The organism is Stenotrophomonas tumulicola (assembly GCF_014117215.1).
GTDB lineage: Bacteria > Pseudomonadota > Gammaproteobacteria > Xanthomonadales > Xanthomonadaceae > Stenotrophomonas > Stenotrophomonas tumulicola.
In genome coordinates, this window is sequence record NZ_JACGXS010000001.1 from 523,173 (window position 1) to 543,030 (window position 19,858).

A 19,858-nucleotide genomic window follows, 5' to 3' on the forward strand; every position below is an offset into this window, starting at 1 on the left:
CCGGTAGGGCGGGGCCATGCCCCGACGGTTTCAGTATCCAGCCAACTTGCGTGCATACATCGCCGCGCCGAAATGCGGTGCATGCAGCGGTTCCTGCAGTGCGAAATCCGCACTGGCCGCATGCAGCGCGGAAGCAAACGGCAGCATCAGCGCATCGCCGGCACTGAAGGCACCGCCGGACCAGGACAACGGCACGGTTTCACCGGCCTCGAAGCCCAGCGTGATCCGCAGCGCGTCGGCGATGGCAGCCAGCTCCTGCCCGGCGCGTTCGAAGATCGAGGCCGCCACGCCGTCGCCAGCGCGCGCCGCCTGGGATACCAGTGGCGACAGCCGGGCCAGCTCGCCGCGCGATCCGTGGCCTTCACCGTATACGAATGCGCAGATGTCCAGGTCATGTTCGCCGAGCTGGAAGTGCTCGCGCAGGATCGCGTGCAGCGGCCCCCGCGGCAGCCGGCCGTCGCTCATGCGCGAGAACGCGTTCAGGCCCTGCACCGCGATCCAGTAGGCCGAACCTTCGTCGGAGAACGCTTCGCCCCAACCGCCCGCCCGTGCCGACGCATCGCCGCGTCGCCCGTAACCCATCGAGCCGGTGCCGGCGATGATGTTGATGCCGTCGGCGCAGGCCAGCGAACCGGCCCAGCCGCACACCATGTCGTTGTCGCAGGCGTAGCGCGCATGGCCGAGTACCTGGCCGGGAAGCACCTGCAGCGTGGCCGTGGCACGGCTGTCCTCGCCATAGGCGGGCAGGCCGAAGAACGCATGGGCGATGTCGGCGCTGCCACGCTGCACCTGCGCCAGGACCTGCGCGAGGCCATCGGTGAGGACCTCGCGCACGCCGTCCAGCCCCACCTGCGGGTGGTAAGTGGTTCCCAGCTGCGCTTCGGCCAGCAGGTTGTCTTCGGCATCGATCAGCGCGAAGCGGGTCTTCGTGCCGCCGCCGTCCACGCCCAGGAAGAGGGCGCCGGTCATGCGTCCAGCGCGTACAACTGCACGCCCTGTACCACGCGGTTGACGATGCCGGCCGGGTTGGGATTGTCCGGTGTCACGCCGCGCGCCAGGGAATGCAGCAGGGCATGGATCTGCGCGATGGCGATGTACGGCCACGACAGGTCCAGGTCCGGCGCATCTTCCAGGCCGGCCACGACCATGACGTCGGCAGCCGCGTCGCTGCGCGGGCGTGCGGTGATCTCGACCACCCGCGCGGCGCTGCCTTCGCGACGCAGTTCGTCGATCAGGTCCTGGTCGTAGCGGCGGGTGTAGGGATCGTTGGAGACGAACACGAGTACCAGCGTGCGGTCGGTGAGGAAGGTCTTCGGTCCATGGCGGAAGCCCAGCGGCGAGTCGTAGCAGGTGGCCACGGCGCCATTGGTCAGTTCCCCCAGCTTCAGCGTGGCCTCGCGCGCCAGCCCCTGCAGCAGGCCGCTGCCCAGATAGACCACGCGGTCATGGCGGACGTCGGCCAGCGTGTGCAGCAGCGGCAGCGACGCGTCGATGACCTGCGCGGTGGCGGCGGCGATCGGGCCGATGCGTGCGTCCAGCGTGCCGGCCGGCAGCAGTGCGGCGGCGGTGGCGTACATCATGCAGCTGAAGCTGGAGGTCATCGCAAAGCTGGTGTCGTGGGTTTCCTCCGGCAGCAGGATGGTCATCGCCTGCGCTACCGGCACGCGGGCCAGCGCCCCTGCCGGGTTGCAGGTCACCACCAGGTGCCTTACGTCGTCGACCAGCGATTCGGCAAGTTCGACCGCAGCCAGGCTTTCCGGGCTGTTGCCGGAGCGGCCGAAGGACACCAGCAGCAGCGGCTGCGCCGGGTCCAGGTACAGCGTGGGTGCGCACACGATATCGGTGGTGGGTACGGCATCCACGCGCGCGGCCAGCGCACGGTCCAGCAGCGGCGCCAGGCACTGGCCGATGTAGGCCGAAGTGCCCGCACCGGCCAGGATGACGCGGGCACGCGGATCATCGACCAGCGGGCCGGCGAACGCGCGCAGCTGCGCGTGCATCTGCGCGACCATGGCATGCGTGCGCTCCAGCATGCGCGGCTGCTGGGCGATTTCGCGCGCGGTCCACAGCGCACCCTTCGCTTCCAGCGTGTGTTCGGGAAAGCCCAGTATTTCAGGAGAGGTCATGGTCTTGGCATGCATGGTGGTAGTCATCGAGGACAGCGCTGATATGGGCCATGGCCAGGGACTGCGGATCAAGCGAAGCAGTCCCGTTGCGTACTGCATGCAGGGCATGGGGGAGGTATTGGCCGATGAGCGGCAGCGGCGGCGGGTCGGCGCGCAGGTTGTCGAACAACTGCGCGCGCGCCTGTTCGATCCGCGCATCCGGCCAGTAGTAGCGGATGCGGTCGCTGAGGCTGTACTGCAGGTCGGTGGCCAGCGCGCGGCCTTCGCCGTGGTAGTAGCGCTGCCAGTAGCCCGGCGCGTCCTGCATGCGCTGCAGGGTCACCTCGCGCAGGCCGGCACGTTGCCCTTCGGCAATCCATTCGCGCTCGATCGCATCCAGTGCCCACAGAGCCTCACGCAGCGCGAAGGTCAGGCCGGGGCCGACCTTCAGGATGGCGAAATGATCGCGTACCAGTGCGCCCAGCGCATCGCGGGTCTGGTAATCGGTGGAGTGTGCTTCGAACACCATGCCCGGTACGGTGGTGACCGCTTCGCTCAGCGCATGCGCCTTGCTGCTGTCGTAATCGATGACATCGTGATGGTCGAACTCTACGCCCGGCTGCACCACCGAGGCCACCACGCGCTGCCACGCGTCCTCCAGGCCAGCACCGGCGAAGGCATCGCGGTGCGCCTGGATGGTGGCCAGCGCCGCGTCCGGGGTGGTCAGCGCCAGCCCTTCGATGGCCTCGGTGGCGCCGCCCGGCACCGGTACCTCGGTGCCGATCACATACACGGGTGCTTCGCCGCCCGCCACCGCCCAGGCCGCTTCGGCGGCACGGCACAGGCGCACGGCGCGGCGCACTATTTCTGCTTCCGGCAGCGGCTCTGGATCGCCAGAGCAGGCCATGGAACAGTCCAGGTGGATCTTGCGGAAGCCTGCCGCGATGTAGGCGGCCACCATGACCTCGGCCTTGTCCATCGCCGCGCCGGCGTCGAGGTCGGTCCAGGGGTTGGGGCCCAGGTGGTCGCCGCCCAGTGCGATACGTGACGTATCGAAGCCGACACGCTGGGCGATGCCATGCACGAAGGCAACGAAATCAGCCGGACGCATGCCGGTGTAGCCACCGTCCTGGTTGACCTGGTTGCAGGTGGCCTCGAACAGCAGCAGGTCCTGGCCGGTGCGCTGGGCATGGCGCAGGCTGGCTTCGATGACGAGGGGATGGGCCGAGCAGATCGAGGTCACGCCGGTGGCGTGGCCCTGCCGATGCCGCGCGACCAGGTCGAGCAAAGCGTGCATGGGAAAATCCTGTCAGGGGAGGGGGGGCCGTGGCGGTGCGCGTTCGGGTTCCAGCACCAGCAGCAGCGAAGCGACCAGGGCGAGCACCAGGCCGATGGCTTTCAACGGCCCCGGCACCACGCTGGCGAACAGCAGCGACAGCACGGCGGTGATCAGCGGCGCGCCGGCATTGCTCAGTGGCGCGACCACCATCGCCTTGCCGTGGCGGAATGCATGGACCAGGGTCAGCGCACCGATCGCGTTGAGTATCTGGATGCCGGCTGTCATCCACGGTCCGTCCAGTCCCATGTTGATCGGTTGCGACCAATCGGTCATCGCCAATGCCACCGGTGCCAGCAGCAGCGCGCCCAGGGTCATGTAGGCGAAGATGCTTTCCGCGCGCACGCTGTCGTTGGCGAGCTTCATGAAATAGGCCTGCAGTCCCCAGGCCAGCATGATCAGCAGCGACTGCAGGAACCAGCCCAGTCCGGCAGCGCCGCGGCCGAAGGACAAGTCCAGCAAGGGCAGGGCGACCAGCGCCAGCACGATGCCGAGCGTGCCCTGCCAGCCGGTGCGCTCGCGCAGCAGCAGGTAGGACAGGGCGATGGTGACCACCGGCGACAGCGAGATCACCGGGAACACGAAGTACGCCGGTCCCACCGTGAGCGTGTGGAACAGCAGCATCTGTCCGCCGGCGCCGAGCAGGCCGATGATCAATCCGTACGTTACCGCGCGCGGCGAGCGTTCCAGCTGCCAGCCGCCGCGCCACAGGATGTACAGCGCCGGCGGCAGCATGGTCAGTGCCCAGACGCAGTACACCAGCGTGTCCGGGAACCCATGCGCGGCCGACAGCGGCGACAGCGCGCCCCAAACGCCCCACAGCGCGACAGTGGCCAGCGCGAAGCCCAGCCATGGCCGACGTCGGGGGGCAGCGGACACGGCCACCGCATCGGCACTCATGCCGTGGTCCCGGCCGGGGTGGCCTGCAGGAACAGGAAGCGTTCGAAGCGCGCAGGCAGGCTGGCGGTGGCGCCGCCTTCGACCACGCCCAGGTCCTTCTCGTTGAACAGGTCGCGGACCTGCCAGCGGCCCGGCGGCAGCCCGCGCAGCTCCACCTTGCCGGTCCATTGAGGTGCGTAGAAGGTGTAGTACTGCGCGCCATCCTTGCGGATCGCATGGGCCTCGGGCTTGTCGAAACCGATGTCATACAGCGTGCCCAGGTACTCGCCCTTTGGCAGCATGTGGGTGTTGTACAGGCCCACCCACCTGCGCCACAGCGCCTCGCGCTCTTCGGTCAGCACGTAGCCGCCCGGTGGCATCGGCATCGAGGGGCGATCGGTGTCCTTGGGCCAGGTGAACTTGCTGGAGATCACCGCACCGATACCGACGCTGGAGGCGAAGTCATCACGGTTGTCCGACAGCTCCACGTGGTCGCCGGCGTAACTGCTGCGCTCGCCGATCAGTGCCTTGATCGACTTGCCCTTGCTGCGTACCTGCCACGAGGACAGCGGGTCGGAAGACGGGAACTGGTCGGTAGCCGGCAGGTTGTGGAAGGCGAAGGCGGTACCGCAGGGACACAGCTCCACCACTGCGTCGGGATTGGCATCGTGCGCGGCACGGTAGATCGCATCCCAGAACTTCGCCAGGCCGACCACCGAATCCTCCGGGCTGGCATGCTTGTGCGCCGGGTTGTAGCACGGCGCCACTGCGTTGAGATGCTGGCCATCGAGCTTGATGCCCTCGAAGCCCCAGTCGCCGATGGCCTTCCGGGTAAGTGCGACGTAGAAGTCGATGGTCGGCTGGTAGGCCGGGCACTGGGTCAGCGCGTTCCACCAGGTCACGGTCTGGAAAGCGCCTTCCTTGTCCAGCAGCAGCATGTCCACGTGGTCGTGCAGCACGTCGCTGCCCGGATCGGCTGCCAACGGTGCCAGCCACAGGCGCGGGCGCATGCCATGCCTGCGTACTTCGGCAGTGAAGGCACGCATGTCCGCATCGCCGCGCGGGAACTTGCGCAGGTCGATCTTCCAGTCGCCTTCATTGGTCTGCCAGCCATCGTCCAGTACCGCCCACTCGAAGCCGAGCTCCCTGGCCTTGGGCAAGGTGGCGTAGATCTGCTCGACGCTGAAATCGCGCTCATAGCCCCAGGCGCACCAGATCGGCGCGAACGCCGACTCCGGCGGGCGCGGGCCTTCGATGCCTTCGGCACGCATGAACGCCTGGTACTGCTCCAACGGGGCATAGAAGTCGCCTTCATGGACCGCCAGCAGGGTGCGCTCGGTGACCAGCTCCTGGCCCGGTGCCAGGGTGATGGGCTGCGGCGATTCGATGGCGATGGTCGCGCCCTTGGCAGTGCGCTGGACCGGCATCTCCAATGGACGCGGCACCGGTTCGATGTGGCCCACTGCCAGCCCGACGTCGCGGCGCCAGATGTTGGCCATCGGCGTGCCGCCGCCATAATCGGACGAGTCCATGGCCAGCGAGTTGCGCTGGTCGAAGCTGTCATCCAGCGGCTGCACCCAGTCGCGCCGATCCGTGTGGGTGGCGCCGGAGAAACTCCAGAATCCGCCCGGCGCATCGTCCAGCTGGTAGGCGCTGCTGCGCCAGCCGGTGACTTCCAGTGGTGCGTTGCCAATGTTGCGGTATCGCACCTGCAGCAGCGCGGCGCCTGGCTGGCTGTCGAAGCTGCTCACCGCTACCTGTTTTTCGACACCTGCGGCGTCGGCGCGGCCGGAGAAAACCACCTGCCGGCCGGAACCGTGGCGTGGGTCATCCAGCACATGCGCCTGCTGGTCGATCAGCGCAAAGTCGGTCAGGGCACCGCTGGCCAGCAGCAGTGCCTCGCTTGGCTGCCAGCCGGTGAGGGCTTTTCCATGGCGCGAAACACGCGTGTGCATGCGCTTGTCGAATGCGATGGACAACACGGCATCGCCGGCATCCTGGCCTGTGCTGCGGGAGGCAGTGGCGGCGCGCACCCAGGGGGCTGCACTCCAGACCATGCTGCCTGCCACGCTTCCGGCAATCAGCTTCAAGGCGGTACGGCGTCCAATCGGTGGCATGAGTGTCATTCCGGTGGAGATGCCTTGCATTCTGCGCGAGCGCTTCCTGTTGTTGCAAGCGTTTTGTTGCGATATGGTTCGATTAAGTTTCGTTTCCTTGCGAGGGTGGGCCATGCGGTTGGATACAGGTGTATGGAAAGCGTGTGCGGTGGCGGGTTTGTTCAGCATGGCGGCCTGTACGCCGACGCCCAGCGCGGAAACCGGCGTCGCGGCGGATACGTCCACCGAAGCGGCCGGCCCGGCTACGGGCGACGATGCGCCCTACGCCATGGCGGACTTCGCCACGGTGCGCAAGTTCGATGCGCATGTGCACGCCAACGATGCCGACACGTCGATGCTGCAGCAGGCGCGCGCGGACAATTTCGAACTGTTGTCGATCAATGTCGACTACCCGGATTTCCCCAGCCTGCAACACCAGCGCGAGATCACGCTGGCACAGGCCAAGGCCGATCCGGCCCACTTCCATTGGGCGGCGACGTTCTCGATGAGCGGGTTTGGCGACAAGGCCTGGTTGCAGCAGGTCAACGCCGGGCTGGACCGCGACGTGGCCGAAGGCGCGGTGGCGGTGAAGGTCTGGAAGAACATCGGGATGGTGGAAAAGGATGCGCAGGGCAAGGCGATCATGCTCGACAACCCCGGCCTGGCGCCGGTGGCCGAGCATGTGCGCGCGCTGGGCGTGCCGTTGATCGCGCACCAGGGCGAGCCCTACAACTGCTGGTTGCCGCTGGACAAGATGACCACCAACAACGACCGCGAGTACTTCGCCAAGCACCCGCAGTACCACATGTACCTGCATCCCGAGCAGCCCTCGCACGCGACACTGATGGCCGCGCGTGACCGTTTCGTCGCGGCCCACCCGACGTTGCGCGTGGTCGGCGCGCACATGGCCAGCCTGGAATACGACGTGGACGTGCTGGCCGGCTTCCTGGATCGCTTTCCGAACGCTACCGTGGACCTGGCCGCACGCATGAGCCAGGTGCAGTACCAGTCCAATGCGGACCGCGCCAAGGTGCGCGACTTCTTCATCCGCTACCAGGACCGGCTGCTGTACGGCACCGACCTGACCCAGTCGCCAGGCGCGGAGCCTGCGCAGGTCAAGGCGGAAACGCACGCGGTATGGCAGTCGGACTGGCGTTACCTGGCCACCGCTGAAACCCAGCATGTGGACGTGCTGGAAGCCGACGTGCAGGGACTGGGGCTGCCGCGCTCGGTTATCGACAAGGTGTATTACAGCAACGCCGTGCGCGAGTTCAACCTGCAGCGCGCGTTGTAGCGCCGAGCCATGCTCGGCGGCCTTTCGCGGTCACCACAGCCGCCGAGCATGGCTCGGCGCTACGGATGGTTCGGTGCCACGAATGGTTCGGCGTTACGGATGGTTCGGTGCCACGGATGTCGCAGCGACGTCTAGGCCAGCTGCAGGTCCACGCCCAGCGCGCGGCAGGCCTGGGCGACGTCATCGGGCGTACCGGTATCGGTGATCAACGCATCCAGGCCGGAGATCGGGATGATGCGGTGCAGGCAGACCCGGCCGAACTTCGAGCTGTCGGTGATGGCGACGATGGCCTGGGCGGCTTCGACCATCTTGCGGTTGAGCATGGCCTCGGGCTCGTAGTGGGTGGTGATGCCGCGCTCCAGGTCGAAGCCGTCCACGCCCAGGAACAGCAGGTCCACATGCAGCGCGTCCAGCGCTTCCACGGTCAGGCCGCCGTAGAAGGCCATGTTCTTGCGGCGCAGCTCACCGCCCAGCATCACCAGGTTGATGCGGGTCTTGGGGCTGAGCGCGGTCAGTACGCCGAAATCGTTGGTGACCACGGTGATGTCGATATCCGGCAGCGCTTCGGCCAGCTGGATGGAGGTGGTTCCCGAATCCAGCGCGATGGTATCGCCGGGCTTCACCATGGCGGCTGCACGCGCACCGATGCGCCGCTTCTCATCCAGGTAGACGGTGCGTTTGGCCTCGTAATGCGGTTCGGCGGCCGTGGCCGGCGCACTGACGGCGCCGCTGTCGATCCCGCCGCCGTAGGCGCGCGCCATGACCCCGCGCTCGGACAGGTAGCGCAGGTCCTTGCGGACGGTCTGCGGGCTGACACCGAACTGTTGGGCCAGGGAGGACACCTGCACGCTGCCGTGCTGGCGGACCAGTTCACTGATCTGTTGACGGCGATGACTGGTGTCTCGGGTGGCGGCCATGCAGAAAGCTCCTTTCAAACATTCCAGAGTATGGGCCTTTTCGTTACATTTCGCTATTGATGCAAAACGAAACCTCATATACGCTCGGTTTCGTTGTTTCACCAGCCAGGCCCCCACAGCCGTCCGTCCTACGCTTCATGCCTCAGGAGAGAGAGCCCGTGAACGCCGTCCGTCTGCACCGCCACTGTCTTTACCATGGAATTGCCCTTGCCTTGCTGATGCCCGCCGCCACGGCGTGGTCCCAGCAGGCTACTGCCACTGCGGCAGTCGACCCTGCCGGCGAAACTGCCGCGGCGGCCGAAGATGACCCCGACCGCACTGCCATCGACCTGGAGACCGTACAGGTCAGCGGCGTACGCGCCGCGCTGGCGCGCTCCACCGAACTCAAGCGCGATGCTGCCACCGTGCAGGATTCGATCAGCGCGCTGGAACTGGGTCGTTTCCCGGATGACAACGTGGCCGACTCGCTCAGCCACATCACCGGTGTATCCATCACCCGCACCGCCGGCGGTGAAGGGCAGAAAGTCAGCGTGCGCGGCCTCGGCCCGGAGTACACGCTCACCACCTTCAACGGCCGCATCCTGGCCACCGACGGCGCCGGTCGCGATTTTGCCTACGACGTGCTGCCATCCGATGTGATCAGCGGCGCCGACGTGGTCAAGGGCGCGCAGTCGGTGCTGACCGAAGGCGCCATCGGCGGCCTGATCAACCTGCGCTCGGCCAGTCCGTTCGACCAGAAGGGCCAGCACGCCATCGTCCGCGTCGAGGGCGACCGCAACCAGATGTCCGAACTCAACGGCCGCAAGTTCTCCGCGACCTACAGCAATACCTTTGCCGACGACACGATGGGTATCCTGCTGGGAGCGGTATATGCCGAGCGCAAGGACCGTACCGACATCGCCGGCAACGACGGTGGCTGGACCCGCAATCCCGATCCCAGCGACCCGAACTGGGGTGGCAATGCATGGGGCGGCAACATCGACCCCAACGGCAACGGCGAACTGGACCCGGATGAGTACGGCCTGATCGCGCCTGGCCAGTTCCGCGTCGGTTCGATCCTGGAAGACAAGAAGCGCCGCGCATTCTCCGGCAAGTTCGAATGGCGCCCCAATGATGACGTGACCATCGTGGTGGACGGCCTGAAGACCCGGCTGGATTCGCCGCAGGTGTCCTACCAGCAGTCGTTCTATCCGCTGTTCGCGCCGGGGCGCTGGTCGGACATCAACGTGCAGAACGGCATCGTCACCGGCTTCACCATGGACAACCCGGATCCGGAGCAGCGGATGAATCCGGAACTGCTCAATCAGACCGAACACCGCGTGGTGGAGACCGACCTGTTCGGCATCAACGGGCGCTGGAACGTCAACGACAGCCTGACCCTGACCGGCGACCTGTACCGTTCCAGTTCCGAACGTTCCTCCGGTGGCCAGGATACCTACGTGGTGCTGCGCATGAACCAGCCCAACGTAACCCGCATCGACCTCACCCGCGGCGCGATGCCCAACGTGACCACCACCTTCGACGATGGCCGCGACCTGAGTACAGGCCTGGCCAATGGCCAGTTCACCGACCGCGATTTCAACACCCATTACATGGAACTGCGCGGTGACAACATCAAGGACGAGATCACCGGCGGCACCATCGGCGGCAAGCTGTACGTGGGCGAGTGGAACATCGACAACCTCAACTTCGGCTTCACCCGCACCGAACGTAGCAAGCGCCGCGACCTGATCAACAACACCCTCAACGGCGGTGCCGATTACTACTCGGTGGACAACGCCATCAACGTGGGCGACCTCGGTGGCGGCGTACTGGACCGCACCCTGGCGCTGCCGCATTTCATGGACAAGGTCGGCTCGGCCTTTCCGCGCGCGTTCCTTGGCTTCGACGTGCCGAACTACCTGGCCAGCCTGGAGGCCTACAACGGCCAGCCGCGCCCGGATGGCACCGTCTACGACTATTCGATGGCGGCGCCGCAGTGGAATCCGCTGGAAAGCTACCGGGTGGAGGAGAAGACCAACGCGTTCTACGTGCAGGCCGACCTGTCCGGCGAGCGCTGGAACGCGGACGTGGGCGTGCGCGTGGTCAGCACCCAGACCCGTGCCGAAGCGTGGGACGCGAAGATCATCAGCATCACCGAGAACGGTGCCTTCAACTACACCGCGCGCTATGCCGATCCGACCCCGGTGCTGCAGGACGGCAGCTACCGCTACATCCTCCCGTCGGGCAACTTCACCTGGCGCTTCACCGATGACCTGATGCTGCGCCTGGGCGCGGCCAAGACCATGGCACGCCCGCCGGTGGACAAGCTGGCCCCGACCAACACCACCGCCAGCGTGTCATGGGGTGAGTTCACCCAGATCTACGGCGGCAACGTCGACCTCAAGCCGTATACCGCCAAGCAGGGCGACGTGTCGCTGGAGTGGTACTTCGCAGAACAGTCCATCGCCAACGTGGCGGTGTTCTACAAGCGCATCGAGAACCAGATCACCACCAGCTGGGAGCCGGGGCAGGACATCGGCGTACCGGGTTACCTGTTCAACGTCATGCGGCCGATCAATGGCGATTACGCCAAGGTCCATGGCGTGGAAGCCGGCCTGCAGCACTTCTGGGAGAACGGCCTGGGTTTCCGCGCGCAGTACACCCGCAACTGGTCCAAGAGCTTCGTCGACGGCGAAGAGCGTCCGCTGGAGGGCATCGCGCCGTCGGTGTATTCGCTGGGCCTGATGTATGAAAAGGGCCCGTGGTCGGTCAGTGCCACCGCCGACCACAGCGATGGTTTCGTCACCGCCACCAACGTGCTGGGTACCGGTTACAACGAACAGTCCGACAAGCTCACCTGGCTGACCGCGAGCATCTCCTATGAGATCAATGACATGTTCAGCGTAAGCCTGCAGGGCCAGAACCTGCTGGATGAGGCGCAGACCTACAGCATCAACGGCAACCCGTTGCTGTCGCAGGGCTACTACCGTTATGGCCGGTCGTTCACGCTGGGCTTCAGCGCGCGCTTCTGACGGTCCATCGGGGCCAGGTTCCTTCCTCGAGCGGAGGACCTGGCCCCATGCAGCTTTACTTTGGCGGCAGCAGCCGCGGCTGCTTGTCGTACCATTCCCGCGCACCGGCCAGATGCCATTGCCGCTGCTGGCCGTCCAGTTCGATGCCTGCGCCCAGCATTCCCCAGCGCAGGTACAGGTCACCCCGCTTGCCGGATTTTCCAAGGTCCAGGCGGCCACGTAACGAAAGACGATCGTTCTCTGCGTGCAGGTCATCCACCAGCAACTGGCCCTGTCGCCAGCGCAACTGGCCGGTAGCCTGTACCTGCCCGGAGTCAACCAGTCCCAGCACCCAGCGTGGGTACGCGCTGCGTTCGCCGAAGACGTCCAGCAACGGGCCCGCATCGCGCAGTTCCAGCCCTGCCACCGCCTCTGCCTGCCACGGCGCGGCCGCGCCAAGGTGCCCCTTGCGTATCGCCACCTCGCCCCACCAGTTGCTGTCGGTGCCATCGCCGATGCGCACGTCCTGCAGGCGCAGCGTGGTGCCGTCCAGATCGAATTGCCTGCTGTCGAAGTCGGCCCGGCGCAGTCGCGCCTGCAGGCGCGCGTTGCCGCGCATCGCTATGCCCGCCAGCTGCAGCCGTGCCTGCTGGCCACGCAGGTCCGCATGGCCGGTGCCGACCCGGCCGGTGGCGTCCAGCTCGACATCGCCACTGAGCAGGCCGCTGCCACCGAGCAGTTGCAGCGGTTCATCGCGCAGGTAGCGGTTGTAGCGGGCCAGGTCGGGCACCCGGGCATCGTTGAAGCGCAGGTGTGCACGGGCTCCTTCCTTCAGCTTTTCCAGGCGCGCGTCGCCGGCAAGATCGAGCGTCATCGCATTACCTTCGAACAGCACCTGGCCCGGTGCCTGGAGCGGAGCGGCGCTGAAGCGTGGGATGGCCACCTGCAGGCGCGCCTGGTCCGGCTTGCCGGCGACGATGCTCCCCTGTGCATGGGCGGCGCCACGCATCTGTATGCCGGCGACCTCGGCCACGGCCGTTACCTGCGGGATCTCCAGCGTGCTGCCCGGTGCGAGCTGCCCCGCTGCAAGCTCCAGGTCGGCGCGCAGCAGGCCACCGCCGTCCAGGTGGAACCATGGCTTGCGCACGAACAGATCGGAAATCCAGTTGAGCGATTCGAACTTCCAGCTGCCGCGCAGCTGGCCTGACAGGCGTGGCAGCAGGTCCGACATCGCGTGGAAGGGGATCTCGCGGCCGGCGACCTGCAGGTCTGCCTGCAGTTCGCTGCCGGTGGCCGGGTCGCGTGGCAGCCGTGCCTGCACCCGCACAGCCTCGGCCACGTCCAGCTGCAGCGCGAGCAGGCCGCGATCGGTCGCCCCGACCCCCGCATGCACCGGCATCCGCCACACCAGGTGGCTGCCCCGGCGCAGCTCGCCGTGGTCCATGGCAAGGTCTGCGGACAATCGGGCGGTGGACGGAACCGCGCCGACTTTCACCTGCGCGCCGCCGGTGTCGACGGTGATCGCCTGGCTGCGCGCATCGATCTTCAATCCTGCGGAAAGGATGCCGAACTTGCGCAGGCCCGGTGCCTGGTCGCGGTAATGGCGGGGGTAGCGTGCGTGGGCGGAGATGCTCGCTTCATCGAGCAGGGTCAGGCCATCGACGCTGACGCTTGCCTGTTCGAAGGTGGCGTTGGAATCGAACAGCTCCGATGGGCCGCCGCGCATCTGCTTGAGGAAACCGGCCGTCCCGCGTCCATTGCCAGTGATCAACAGGCCGCCGAACTGCCCGCTGCGGATGCTGTCGCTATGGATCGCATCGAGTCGCAGGGTCCAGCCGTCGTCACTGCGCGGCGGCGGCGCGATGGCCTTGTCCGCGCGCGTGACCACCGCGCGCACCTCGCTGGCATCCACGCGGGGAATGCGCACTTCGCGGCGGAACAGTGCCCACACGGAAATGCGCGCGCTGGCACGTTTGGCGCTCAGCACGTAGGCGGTGCGGTTGGCTTGCCCACGCATGCGCACGTTCCACAGCACGGCATGCCCGGGGACCACGGTCAACGCCGGTCCGGTCTGCAGCCAGTACTTCTCCGGCTTGCGGTTGGTGAGTGCGTCGAACAACGGGGTGTTGAGGAACACGTTGCCGGCGATCAGGTACACCAGGTACAGCGCCAGCAGGACCGCGAGGGTGGTGCGCAGCGGGCGTGGCCAGCGCTGCATGCGCTCGCGGATCAGGGACATGGCAGGGCGGATGGCGGAGGGATGGCACCACTATCGACAGGTGCGCGGCGCCATGGCGTGAAGGGGCGGCAGTGGCGGATTCGGGCACGCAGGGAATGCGCCACGATGTGCCGGATCCGGTGACTGGCCCTTCCGGCCCGTTTTCATCTGCACGGGCAGTGCTATGTTCCCCTGCAGGCCACGCAGCCATCGTGCGTCGGCAACCACCATCGCAAGGGGATCAGCATGCTTGTCCGTCATACCGCTCTGGCATCGGCCGTGGCCGTTGCTGCACTTGGCCTGCTGGTCGTCCCGTCGGCGTTCGCCGACTACAGCAGGCCGCCCGAACACCTGCTCAAGGTATTGAAAGCCCCGCCACCGCCGCTGCCCAGCGTGGACCCCAGCGGCCAGCGCCTGTTGCTGACCACGGCGCAGACCTATCCGTCCATCACCCGCGTCGCACAGCCCTACCTGAAGCTGGCCGGCGTGCGCCTGGAGCCCGGCAACCGCAGCCGCCACGACACCCCGGGGGGCTACGGCATCCCGGCCTGCGTGGCGGATTTCACCCTCGTCGATGTCGCCAGCGGCAAGCAGACCAAGGTGCCCTTGCCGCAGGGATGCGCTGGCCAGGCGCAATGGTCGGCCGATGGCCAGCGTTTCGTGTTCCAGAACGCGGTGGAAAGCGCGGTGCAGCTGTGGGTGGGCGACGCGGCCAGCGGCCAGGTCAGGCAGGTCCCCGACGTGCAGTTGAATCCCATCTTCGGCGATACCGTGCAATGGCTCGGCGGCACGCAGCAGTTGCTGGTGAAGCTGGTGCCAGCCGACCAGGGCCCGGCACCTTCCAATGGCGGCGTGCCGACCGGTCCGGATGCGCAGGAATCGCTCGGCAGCAGCGGCGAGAGCAGCACCTACGAGGCGCGCGACACGCTGGCCAGCACGCATGATGAGGCGCTGTTCGCGTACTACGGCCAGTCCCAGCTGGCCGTGGTCGATGCCAGCAGCGGCAGCACGCGGCCGGTGGGCCAGCCAGGCCTGTACAACGGCATCGACGCCGCCCCCGATGGCGTGCACGTGCTCACCGAAACCATCAGGCCACCGTTCTCGCACGCGGTGACCTACCAACGCTTCGCCCACGAGGTGGCGGTGCTGGACCTGGCCAATGGCCGCAGCGCGACCATCGCCAGCCTGCCGTTGGCCGACCGTGTGCCGGTGCACGGCGTACCCGAAGGGGCGCGTGACTTCGATTGGCGCGCTACCGATCCGGCCACGCTGGTCTACGCCGAGGCGCTGGACAAGGGCGACTGGAAAGTCAGCGTGCCGCATCGCGATCGCGTGCTGATGCTCAAGGCACCGTTCACCGGCAAGCCGAGTGAGATCGCGCGTACCGCGCAGCGCTTCGAGGGCATCGCCTGGAGCGCACAGCCGTCGGTGTCGTTCCTGTTCGAGAACGATGAGAACCGTCACTGGATACAGACCCGCATCGTCGATGTGGACCAGCCCGGGAAGGAAGGCCGGTTGTTGTGGGACCTGTCCAGCGACGAACTGTATGGCGATCCGGGCAACCTGGTGTTCAGGCGCCTGCCCAACGGCGCGTCGGTGGTGCGGCAGGAGGGGCAGTTCGTGTTCCTGCGCGGGCAGGGCGCTTCGCCGCAGGGCGATCGTCCGTTCCTGGACCGCCTGGACCTGGACACGTTGAAGACCGAACGCCTGTTCCGCAGTGATGCCGATGCCTACGAACAGTTCCTCGGTTTCACCAGCAGCCCCGGCCGCTACCTGACCTGGCACCAGTCGGTGATGGACCCGCCCAATGCGTTCGTGCGCGGGCAGGGCCAGCCGCTGGCTGGTGTGAAAGAGGGCGAAGCACAGTTCGCTTCGACCGCCACGGCGCTGACCACGCTGGCCGACCCCACGCCTGAGGTGAGGCAGATCAAGAAGCGGCTGGTCACCTACAAACGCGCCGACGGCGTGGACCTGTCCTTCACCCTGTATACGCCGCCGGGTTACCAGGAAGGCGAGCGCGTGCCTGCCATCCTGTACGCCTATCCGGCGGACTTCGCCAATGCGGAACAGGCCGGGCAGGTGTCCGGTTCGCAACAGACTTTTACCCGCCTGGCGCCGTATCGGCTGATGCTGCTGGCTGGCTACGCGATCATCGACAACGCGTCGTTCCCTATCGTCGGCGATCCCAAGACCGCGTATGACACCTACCTTGAGCAGCTGGAAGCCGATGCCCGGGCAGCGGTGGACAAGGCCGTGGAACTGGGCGTGGTGGACCGCAACCGCATCGGCGTCACCGGCCACAGCCATGGCGGCCTGATGACCGCCAACCTGATCGCGCATACCGACCTGTTCAAGGCCGGCGTGGCGACCAGCGGTTCGTACAACAAGACGTTCACGCCCTTCGGCTTCCAGAACGAGCGTCGTTCGGTATGGCAGGCGCAGGATGTGTACCTGAAGGCGTCTCCGTTCTTCTACGCCGACAAGATCAAGCTGCCGCTGCTGCTGGTCCACGGCGAGGATGATGCCAACCCGGGTACCGAACCGTTCCAGTCGCGCAAGCTGTACCAGGCCATCCGTGGCAATGGCGGCATTACCCGGCTGGTGATGCTTCCGAACGAGCCGCACTGGTACACCGCGTTGGAATCCAACCAGCAGCTGGTGTACGAAATGCTCAACTGGTTCGATACCTATGTAAAGAACAGCCCGGCGAAATGACCTTCGCCGCCGCCGGCCGTGCCGTACTACCTTGATCACCTGGGGCGCCGCCGTGCGCCCACCACATGGGAGTGAATGATGTCGCGTTCGTTTCGGGTCCTGGTCTCTGCCGTGCTGGCTGCTGCGCCGGTGTCGTTGCTTGGCGCCACGCCGCTGCCGGCCGACCTGGCTGCAGAGGTCAATCCCTTCATTGGCACCACCAATGCCGGCAACGTCTATCCCGGCCCTTCGGTGCCGTTCGGGATGGTGGCGTTCAGCCCCGAAATGACACCGCTGCCGGGCAAGCGCTTTCCGATTGCCGCCCCGGGTGGTTACGAATGGCGCTCCAATGGCGTGCGGGGTTTCAGCCTGACCCACGTCAATGGCACCGGCTGCACTGGTGCAAGTGGCGATATCCCGATCATGCCGGTCACGTTGCCGGTGGAACTGTCGCCATCATCGGTCGACGCGGGCATGCGCTATGCCAGCCTGCTCGACCATGGCAAGGAGATGGCACGTCCGGGTTCGTACGAAGTAACCCTGGACAATGGCGTTGCGGTCGGGCTCGGCGCCACTGCCCGCACGGCGACCGGCCGTTTCAGTTTCCCGGCCGACAAGCCGGCCAACCTGTTGTTCCGCACTTCCGACAGTGAAGTGGGCAGCAGCGATTCGCGCATCGTGATCGATCCGGCGACACGCACCGTGCGCGGTTCGGTGACCAGTGGCAACTTCTGTGGTTACCTGGCCGAGGACCGGCGCGAGAGCTACTACACCCTGCATTTCGTGGCCGAGTTCGACCAGCCGTTCGAGGTCGGTGGTACCTGGCAGGACGAAACGCTGCAGGCCGGCGCACGCGAGGGCGGCGGTGGCACCACCTACGGTAGCAAGGGGCATCCCCCAGCCGGCAAGGGCGCCGGTGGCTGGATCAGCTTCGATGCCACGCGCAGTCCGGTGGTGACCGCACGGATCGGTATTTCCTACGTCGACGAAGCCGGTGCACGCGCCAACCTGCGCCGCGAGAACCCGGCCGGCACCCCGCTGGAAACGGTGCAGGCCGCCACCCGCGCGCACTGGAACCGGACGCTTGGCCAGGTACGCATCGGCGGTGGTTCGGCCGATGAGCGCACCGTGTTCTATACCGCGCTGTACCACGCACTGCTGGCGCCAAACCTGTTCAGTGACGGTGACGGACGCTACCGTGGCATGGACGGCAAGGTGCACACGGTGGCGAAGGGGCAGGGCGCGCAGTACGCGAACTATTCCGGCTGGGATGTGTACCGCTCGCAGCTGCAACTGGTGACGCTGCTCAAGCCGGACGTCGGCTCGGACATCGCCCAGTCACTGCTCAACCAGGCCGACCAGAACGGTGGCGTGTGGGATCGCTGGACCCATCTCAGCGGCGCGACCGGGGTGATGAACGGCGATCCGTCGCCCCCTTCGGTGGCCGCCATCCATGCCTTCGGCGGCCGCGCGTTCGACCTCAAGCGTGCCTACGCCTCGTTGAAGCAGGCGGCCACCGTGCCGACCGTGCACGACCTGGGCCGGCGCGGCTGTCCGGTGCTGTGCGTGGGCCAGCGTCCTGGCCTGGACCAATGGATGAAGCTGAAATACATGCCGGTGGGTGCACCGGGGTGGGGCATGGCCTCGGACACGTTGGAGATGGCCGCCGCCGACTTCGGCCTCGCCGAGCTGGCCATGGCGGCCGGTGATCGCGAAGGCGCATCGCTGTTCCGCGAGCGCTCGGGCTGGTGGCGCAACCTGTTCAATCCCGATGCCACCGCGCAGGGCGGATACATCCAGCCACGCAATGCCGACGGCAGCTGGCCGGCATTCGATCCGGCGTCGGACGAGGAGTTCGTCGAGGGCAGTGGCGCCCAGTACCTGTGGATGGTGCCGTTCGATCCCGCTGGCCTGGTCGAGGTGCTGGGTGGACGCGAGGCGACCGTGCAGCGCCTTGATGCGTTCTTCCGCAAGCCGGATGGCAGCTGGGCGGTGACCAAGTCCGGGCCGTTGCATGCCGAGCTGGACAACGAACCGTCCATTGCCGCGCCATGGCTGTACAACTTCCTCGGCCAGCCATGGAAGACCCAGGAAACCGTGCGCCAGGCGATGCGCCAGATCTGGACCAACGCGCCTGAAGGCATGCCCGGCAACGATGACCTCGGGCAGATGTCGTCCTGGTATGTGTGGTCGGCATTGGGGCTGTATCCGGTGTATCCGGGCAGGGCCGAGCTGGTGATCGGCAGCCCGCTGTTTCCCGAAGCAGTGATCCAGCGCCCGGGCGCCACGATCACCATCAAGGCGCGCGGCGCGGCGATGGACGCGCCGTACGTACAGGCGTTGAGCGTGGATGGCAGGCCGAGCGAGCGCAGCTGGCTGCCGGCCAGCTTCGTGCAGCGTGGTGGCGTGCTGGAATTCGACCTGGGTGCGCAGAAGAACGAGCGCTGGGGCAGCAGCGAGGTACCGCCGTCGCATGGTCCGCGCTAGGCTGGAACCGATCCGTGCAACCGTTGGAGGAGCCGCATGTCCCGTCTTTCCCTTCCCGTGGCAGCGGCAGCAGCCGTCGTCCTTGCTGTTTCCGCTGCCTGCGCAGGTGCCAGCGAGGACCCTGCAGTGAATCCGCTGCTGTCCAGGCCGGTCGCCGAAGTAAAGGCCGATGAGGTCAGGTTCATGCAGCAGCGCCTGGCGGATTTCGCGCAGCTGCAACGTTACCGCGGCGAGAACGCGGCGTTGCCTGCCGCCGTTGCCGGACAGCCGCGCGTGGTGTTCTTCGGTGATTCCATCACCGAAGGATGGGGGGCCACCGGCAGCGACACGTTCTTCCCCGGCAAGGGCTACCTCAACCGTGGAATTTCCGGGCAGACCACCGCCCAGATGCTGCTGCGCTTCCGCCAGGACGTGGTTGCGCTGGAGCCGACCGTGGTGGTGGTACTGGCCGGGACCAACGACATCGCCGGCAATACCGGACCGGCCACGCAGCGGATGATCGAGGACAACCTGCACTCCATGGTGGAGCTGGCGCAGGCCCATGGCATCAAGGTCGTGCTTTCTTCGGTGCTGCCGGTCAGCGACTACCCATGGCAGCCGGGTGTGCATCCTGCAGGCAAGATACGTGCGTTGAATGCCGCATTGAAGGGCTATGCGGCACGGCAGGCTTTGGTGTACCTGGATTACCACGCGCCGTTGTCCAATGCGGATGGTGGGCTGGACAAGGCATTGGCCGAGGACGGTGTGCACCCGACCGCTGCCGGCTACGCACGCATGGCGCCACTGGCCCAGGCAGCCATCGATGCGGCGTTGACCGCGCCTGCGACGCGCCGTTGAAG

Annotated in this window: 12 protein-coding genes; 5 read left to right on the forward strand and 7 right to left on the reverse strand. The window is 66.7% G+C overall.

The window, feature by feature from the left end; all coding sequences use genetic code 11:
* Positions 1 to 30: 30 nt before the first annotated feature.
* The 5 genes from H4O11_RS02510 to H4O11_RS02530 are packed head-to-tail and all read right to left on the reverse strand — an operon-like array spanning position 31 to position 6,437.
* The gene (locus tag H4O11_RS02510) at positions 31 to 969 is read right to left on the reverse strand and encodes an N-acetylglucosamine kinase (RefSeq protein WP_182337850.1); all 939 of its coding nucleotides are present in this window, start codon (positions 967 to 969) and stop codon (positions 31 to 33) included.
* Complete coding sequence (locus H4O11_RS02515; RefSeq protein WP_246333216.1) at positions 966 to 2,126, reverse strand: SIS domain-containing protein; 1,161 nt, start codon at positions 2,124 to 2,126, stop codon at positions 966 to 968. Before H4O11_RS02515 ends, H4O11_RS02510 begins: the two co-directional genes overlap by 4 nt.
* Positions 2,113 to 3,402, reverse strand: coding sequence for a D-tagatose-bisphosphate aldolase, class II, non-catalytic subunit (locus H4O11_RS02520; protein ID WP_182337852.1), 1,290 nt, complete (start codon positions 3,400 to 3,402; stop codon positions 2,113 to 2,115). Before H4O11_RS02520 ends, H4O11_RS02515 begins: the two co-directional genes overlap by 14 nt.
* Positions 3,403 to 3,414: 12 nt before the next feature.
* The gene (locus H4O11_RS02525; protein ID WP_182337853.1) at positions 3,415 to 4,341 is read right to left on the reverse strand and encodes a DMT family transporter; all 927 of its coding nucleotides are present in this window, start codon (positions 4,339 to 4,341) and stop codon (positions 3,415 to 3,417) included.
* Positions 4,338 to 6,437 (reverse strand): glycoside hydrolase family 36 protein, encoded by a 2,100-nt coding sequence (locus H4O11_RS02530; protein ID WP_182337854.1) that lies wholly within the window; start codon positions 6,435 to 6,437, stop codon positions 4,338 to 4,340. Before H4O11_RS02530 ends, H4O11_RS02525 begins: the two co-directional genes overlap by 4 nt.
* A gap of 148 nt (positions 6,438 to 6,585) precedes the next feature.
* On the opposite strand from H4O11_RS02530, the gene H4O11_RS02535 reads away from it, so the two are divergent.
* Entirely contained in the window at positions 6,586 to 7,710 is a 1,125-nt protein-coding gene (locus H4O11_RS02535; RefSeq protein ID WP_343042759.1) for an amidohydrolase family protein, read from the forward strand.
* 131 nt (positions 7,711 to 7,841) lie between these two features.
* Here the strand turns inward: H4O11_RS02535 and agaR are convergent, their stop codons facing one another.
* Complete coding sequence (gene agaR, locus H4O11_RS02540; protein ID WP_182337855.1) at positions 7,842 to 8,627, reverse strand: transcriptional repressor AgaR; 786 nt, start codon at positions 8,625 to 8,627, stop codon at positions 7,842 to 7,844.
* A 158-nt stretch (positions 8,628 to 8,785) separates the two neighbouring features.
* On the opposite strand from agaR, the gene H4O11_RS02545 reads away from it, so the two are divergent.
* Positions 8,786 to 11,641, forward strand: a complete 2,856-nt coding sequence (locus tag H4O11_RS02545) for a TonB-dependent receptor (RefSeq protein ID WP_343042760.1) — start codon at positions 8,786 to 8,788, stop codon at positions 11,639 to 11,641.
* Between the two features lie 55 nt (positions 11,642 to 11,696).
* Here the strand turns inward: H4O11_RS02545 and H4O11_RS02550 are convergent, their stop codons facing one another.
* Positions 11,697 to 13,859, reverse strand: coding sequence for an AsmA family protein (locus H4O11_RS02550; protein WP_182337856.1), 2,163 nt, complete (start codon positions 13,857 to 13,859; stop codon positions 11,697 to 11,699).
* 225 nt (positions 13,860 to 14,084) lie between these two features.
* Here H4O11_RS02550 and H4O11_RS02555 point away from each other — a divergent pair, with 225 nt between their 5' ends.
* The 3 genes from H4O11_RS02555 to H4O11_RS02565 all read left to right on the forward strand — a co-directional run bounded on the left by H4O11_RS02555 (position 14,085) and on the right by H4O11_RS02565 (position 19,856).
* Entirely contained in the window at positions 14,085 to 16,553 is a 2,469-nt protein-coding gene (locus tag H4O11_RS02555) for a S9 family peptidase (RefSeq protein WP_182337857.1), read from the forward strand.
* A gap of 78 nt (positions 16,554 to 16,631) precedes the next feature.
* Complete coding sequence (locus tag H4O11_RS02560; RefSeq protein ID WP_246333218.1) at positions 16,632 to 19,019, forward strand: GH92 family glycosyl hydrolase; 2,388 nt, start codon at positions 16,632 to 16,634, stop codon at positions 19,017 to 19,019.
* A 36-nt stretch (positions 19,020 to 19,055) separates the two neighbouring features.
* The gene (locus tag H4O11_RS02565; RefSeq protein ID WP_182337859.1) at positions 19,056 to 19,856 is read left to right on the forward strand and encodes an SGNH/GDSL hydrolase family protein; all 801 of its coding nucleotides are present in this window, start codon (positions 19,056 to 19,058) and stop codon (positions 19,854 to 19,856) included.
* Positions 19,857 to 19,858: the final 2 nt, after the last annotated feature.

What these genes read in the sequence shown, in the direction of transcription:
- H4O11_RS02560 (WP_246333218.1), top strand. Translation starts at nt 16,632, where the DNA reads ATGTCGCGTTCGTTTCGGGTCCTGGTCTCTGCCGTGCTGGCTGCTGCG.
- H4O11_RS02520 (WP_182337852.1), bottom strand. Translation starts at nt 3,402, where the DNA reads ATGCACGCTTTGCTCGACCTGGTCGCGCGGCATCGGCAGGGCCACGCC.
- H4O11_RS02565 (WP_182337859.1), top strand. Translation starts at nt 19,056, where the DNA reads ATGTCCCGTCTTTCCCTTCCCGTGGCAGCGGCAGCAGCCGTCGTCCTT.
- H4O11_RS02555 (WP_182337857.1), top strand. Translation starts at nt 14,085, where the DNA reads ATGCTTGTCCGTCATACCGCTCTGGCATCGGCCGTGGCCGTTGCTGCA.
- agaR (WP_182337855.1), bottom strand. Translation starts at nt 8,627, where the DNA reads ATGGCCGCCACCCGAGACACCAGTCATCGCCGTCAACAGATCAGTGAA.
- H4O11_RS02525 (WP_182337853.1), bottom strand. Translation starts at nt 4,341, where the DNA reads ATGAGTGCCGATGCGGTGGCCGTGTCCGCTGCCCCCCGACGTCGGCCA.
- H4O11_RS02530 (WP_182337854.1), bottom strand. Translation starts at nt 6,437, where the DNA reads ATGCCACCGATTGGACGCCGTACCGCCTTGAAGCTGATTGCCGGAAGC.
- H4O11_RS02515 (WP_246333216.1), bottom strand. Translation starts at nt 2,126, where the DNA reads ATGACCTCTCCTGAAATACTGGGCTTTCCCGAACACACGCTGGAAGCG.
- H4O11_RS02510 (WP_182337850.1), bottom strand. Translation starts at nt 969, where the DNA reads ATGACCGGCGCCCTCTTCCTGGGCGTGGACGGCGGCGGCACGAAGACC.
- H4O11_RS02550 (WP_182337856.1), bottom strand. Translation starts at nt 13,859, where the DNA reads ATGTCCCTGATCCGCGAGCGCATGCAGCGCTGGCCACGCCCGCTGCGC.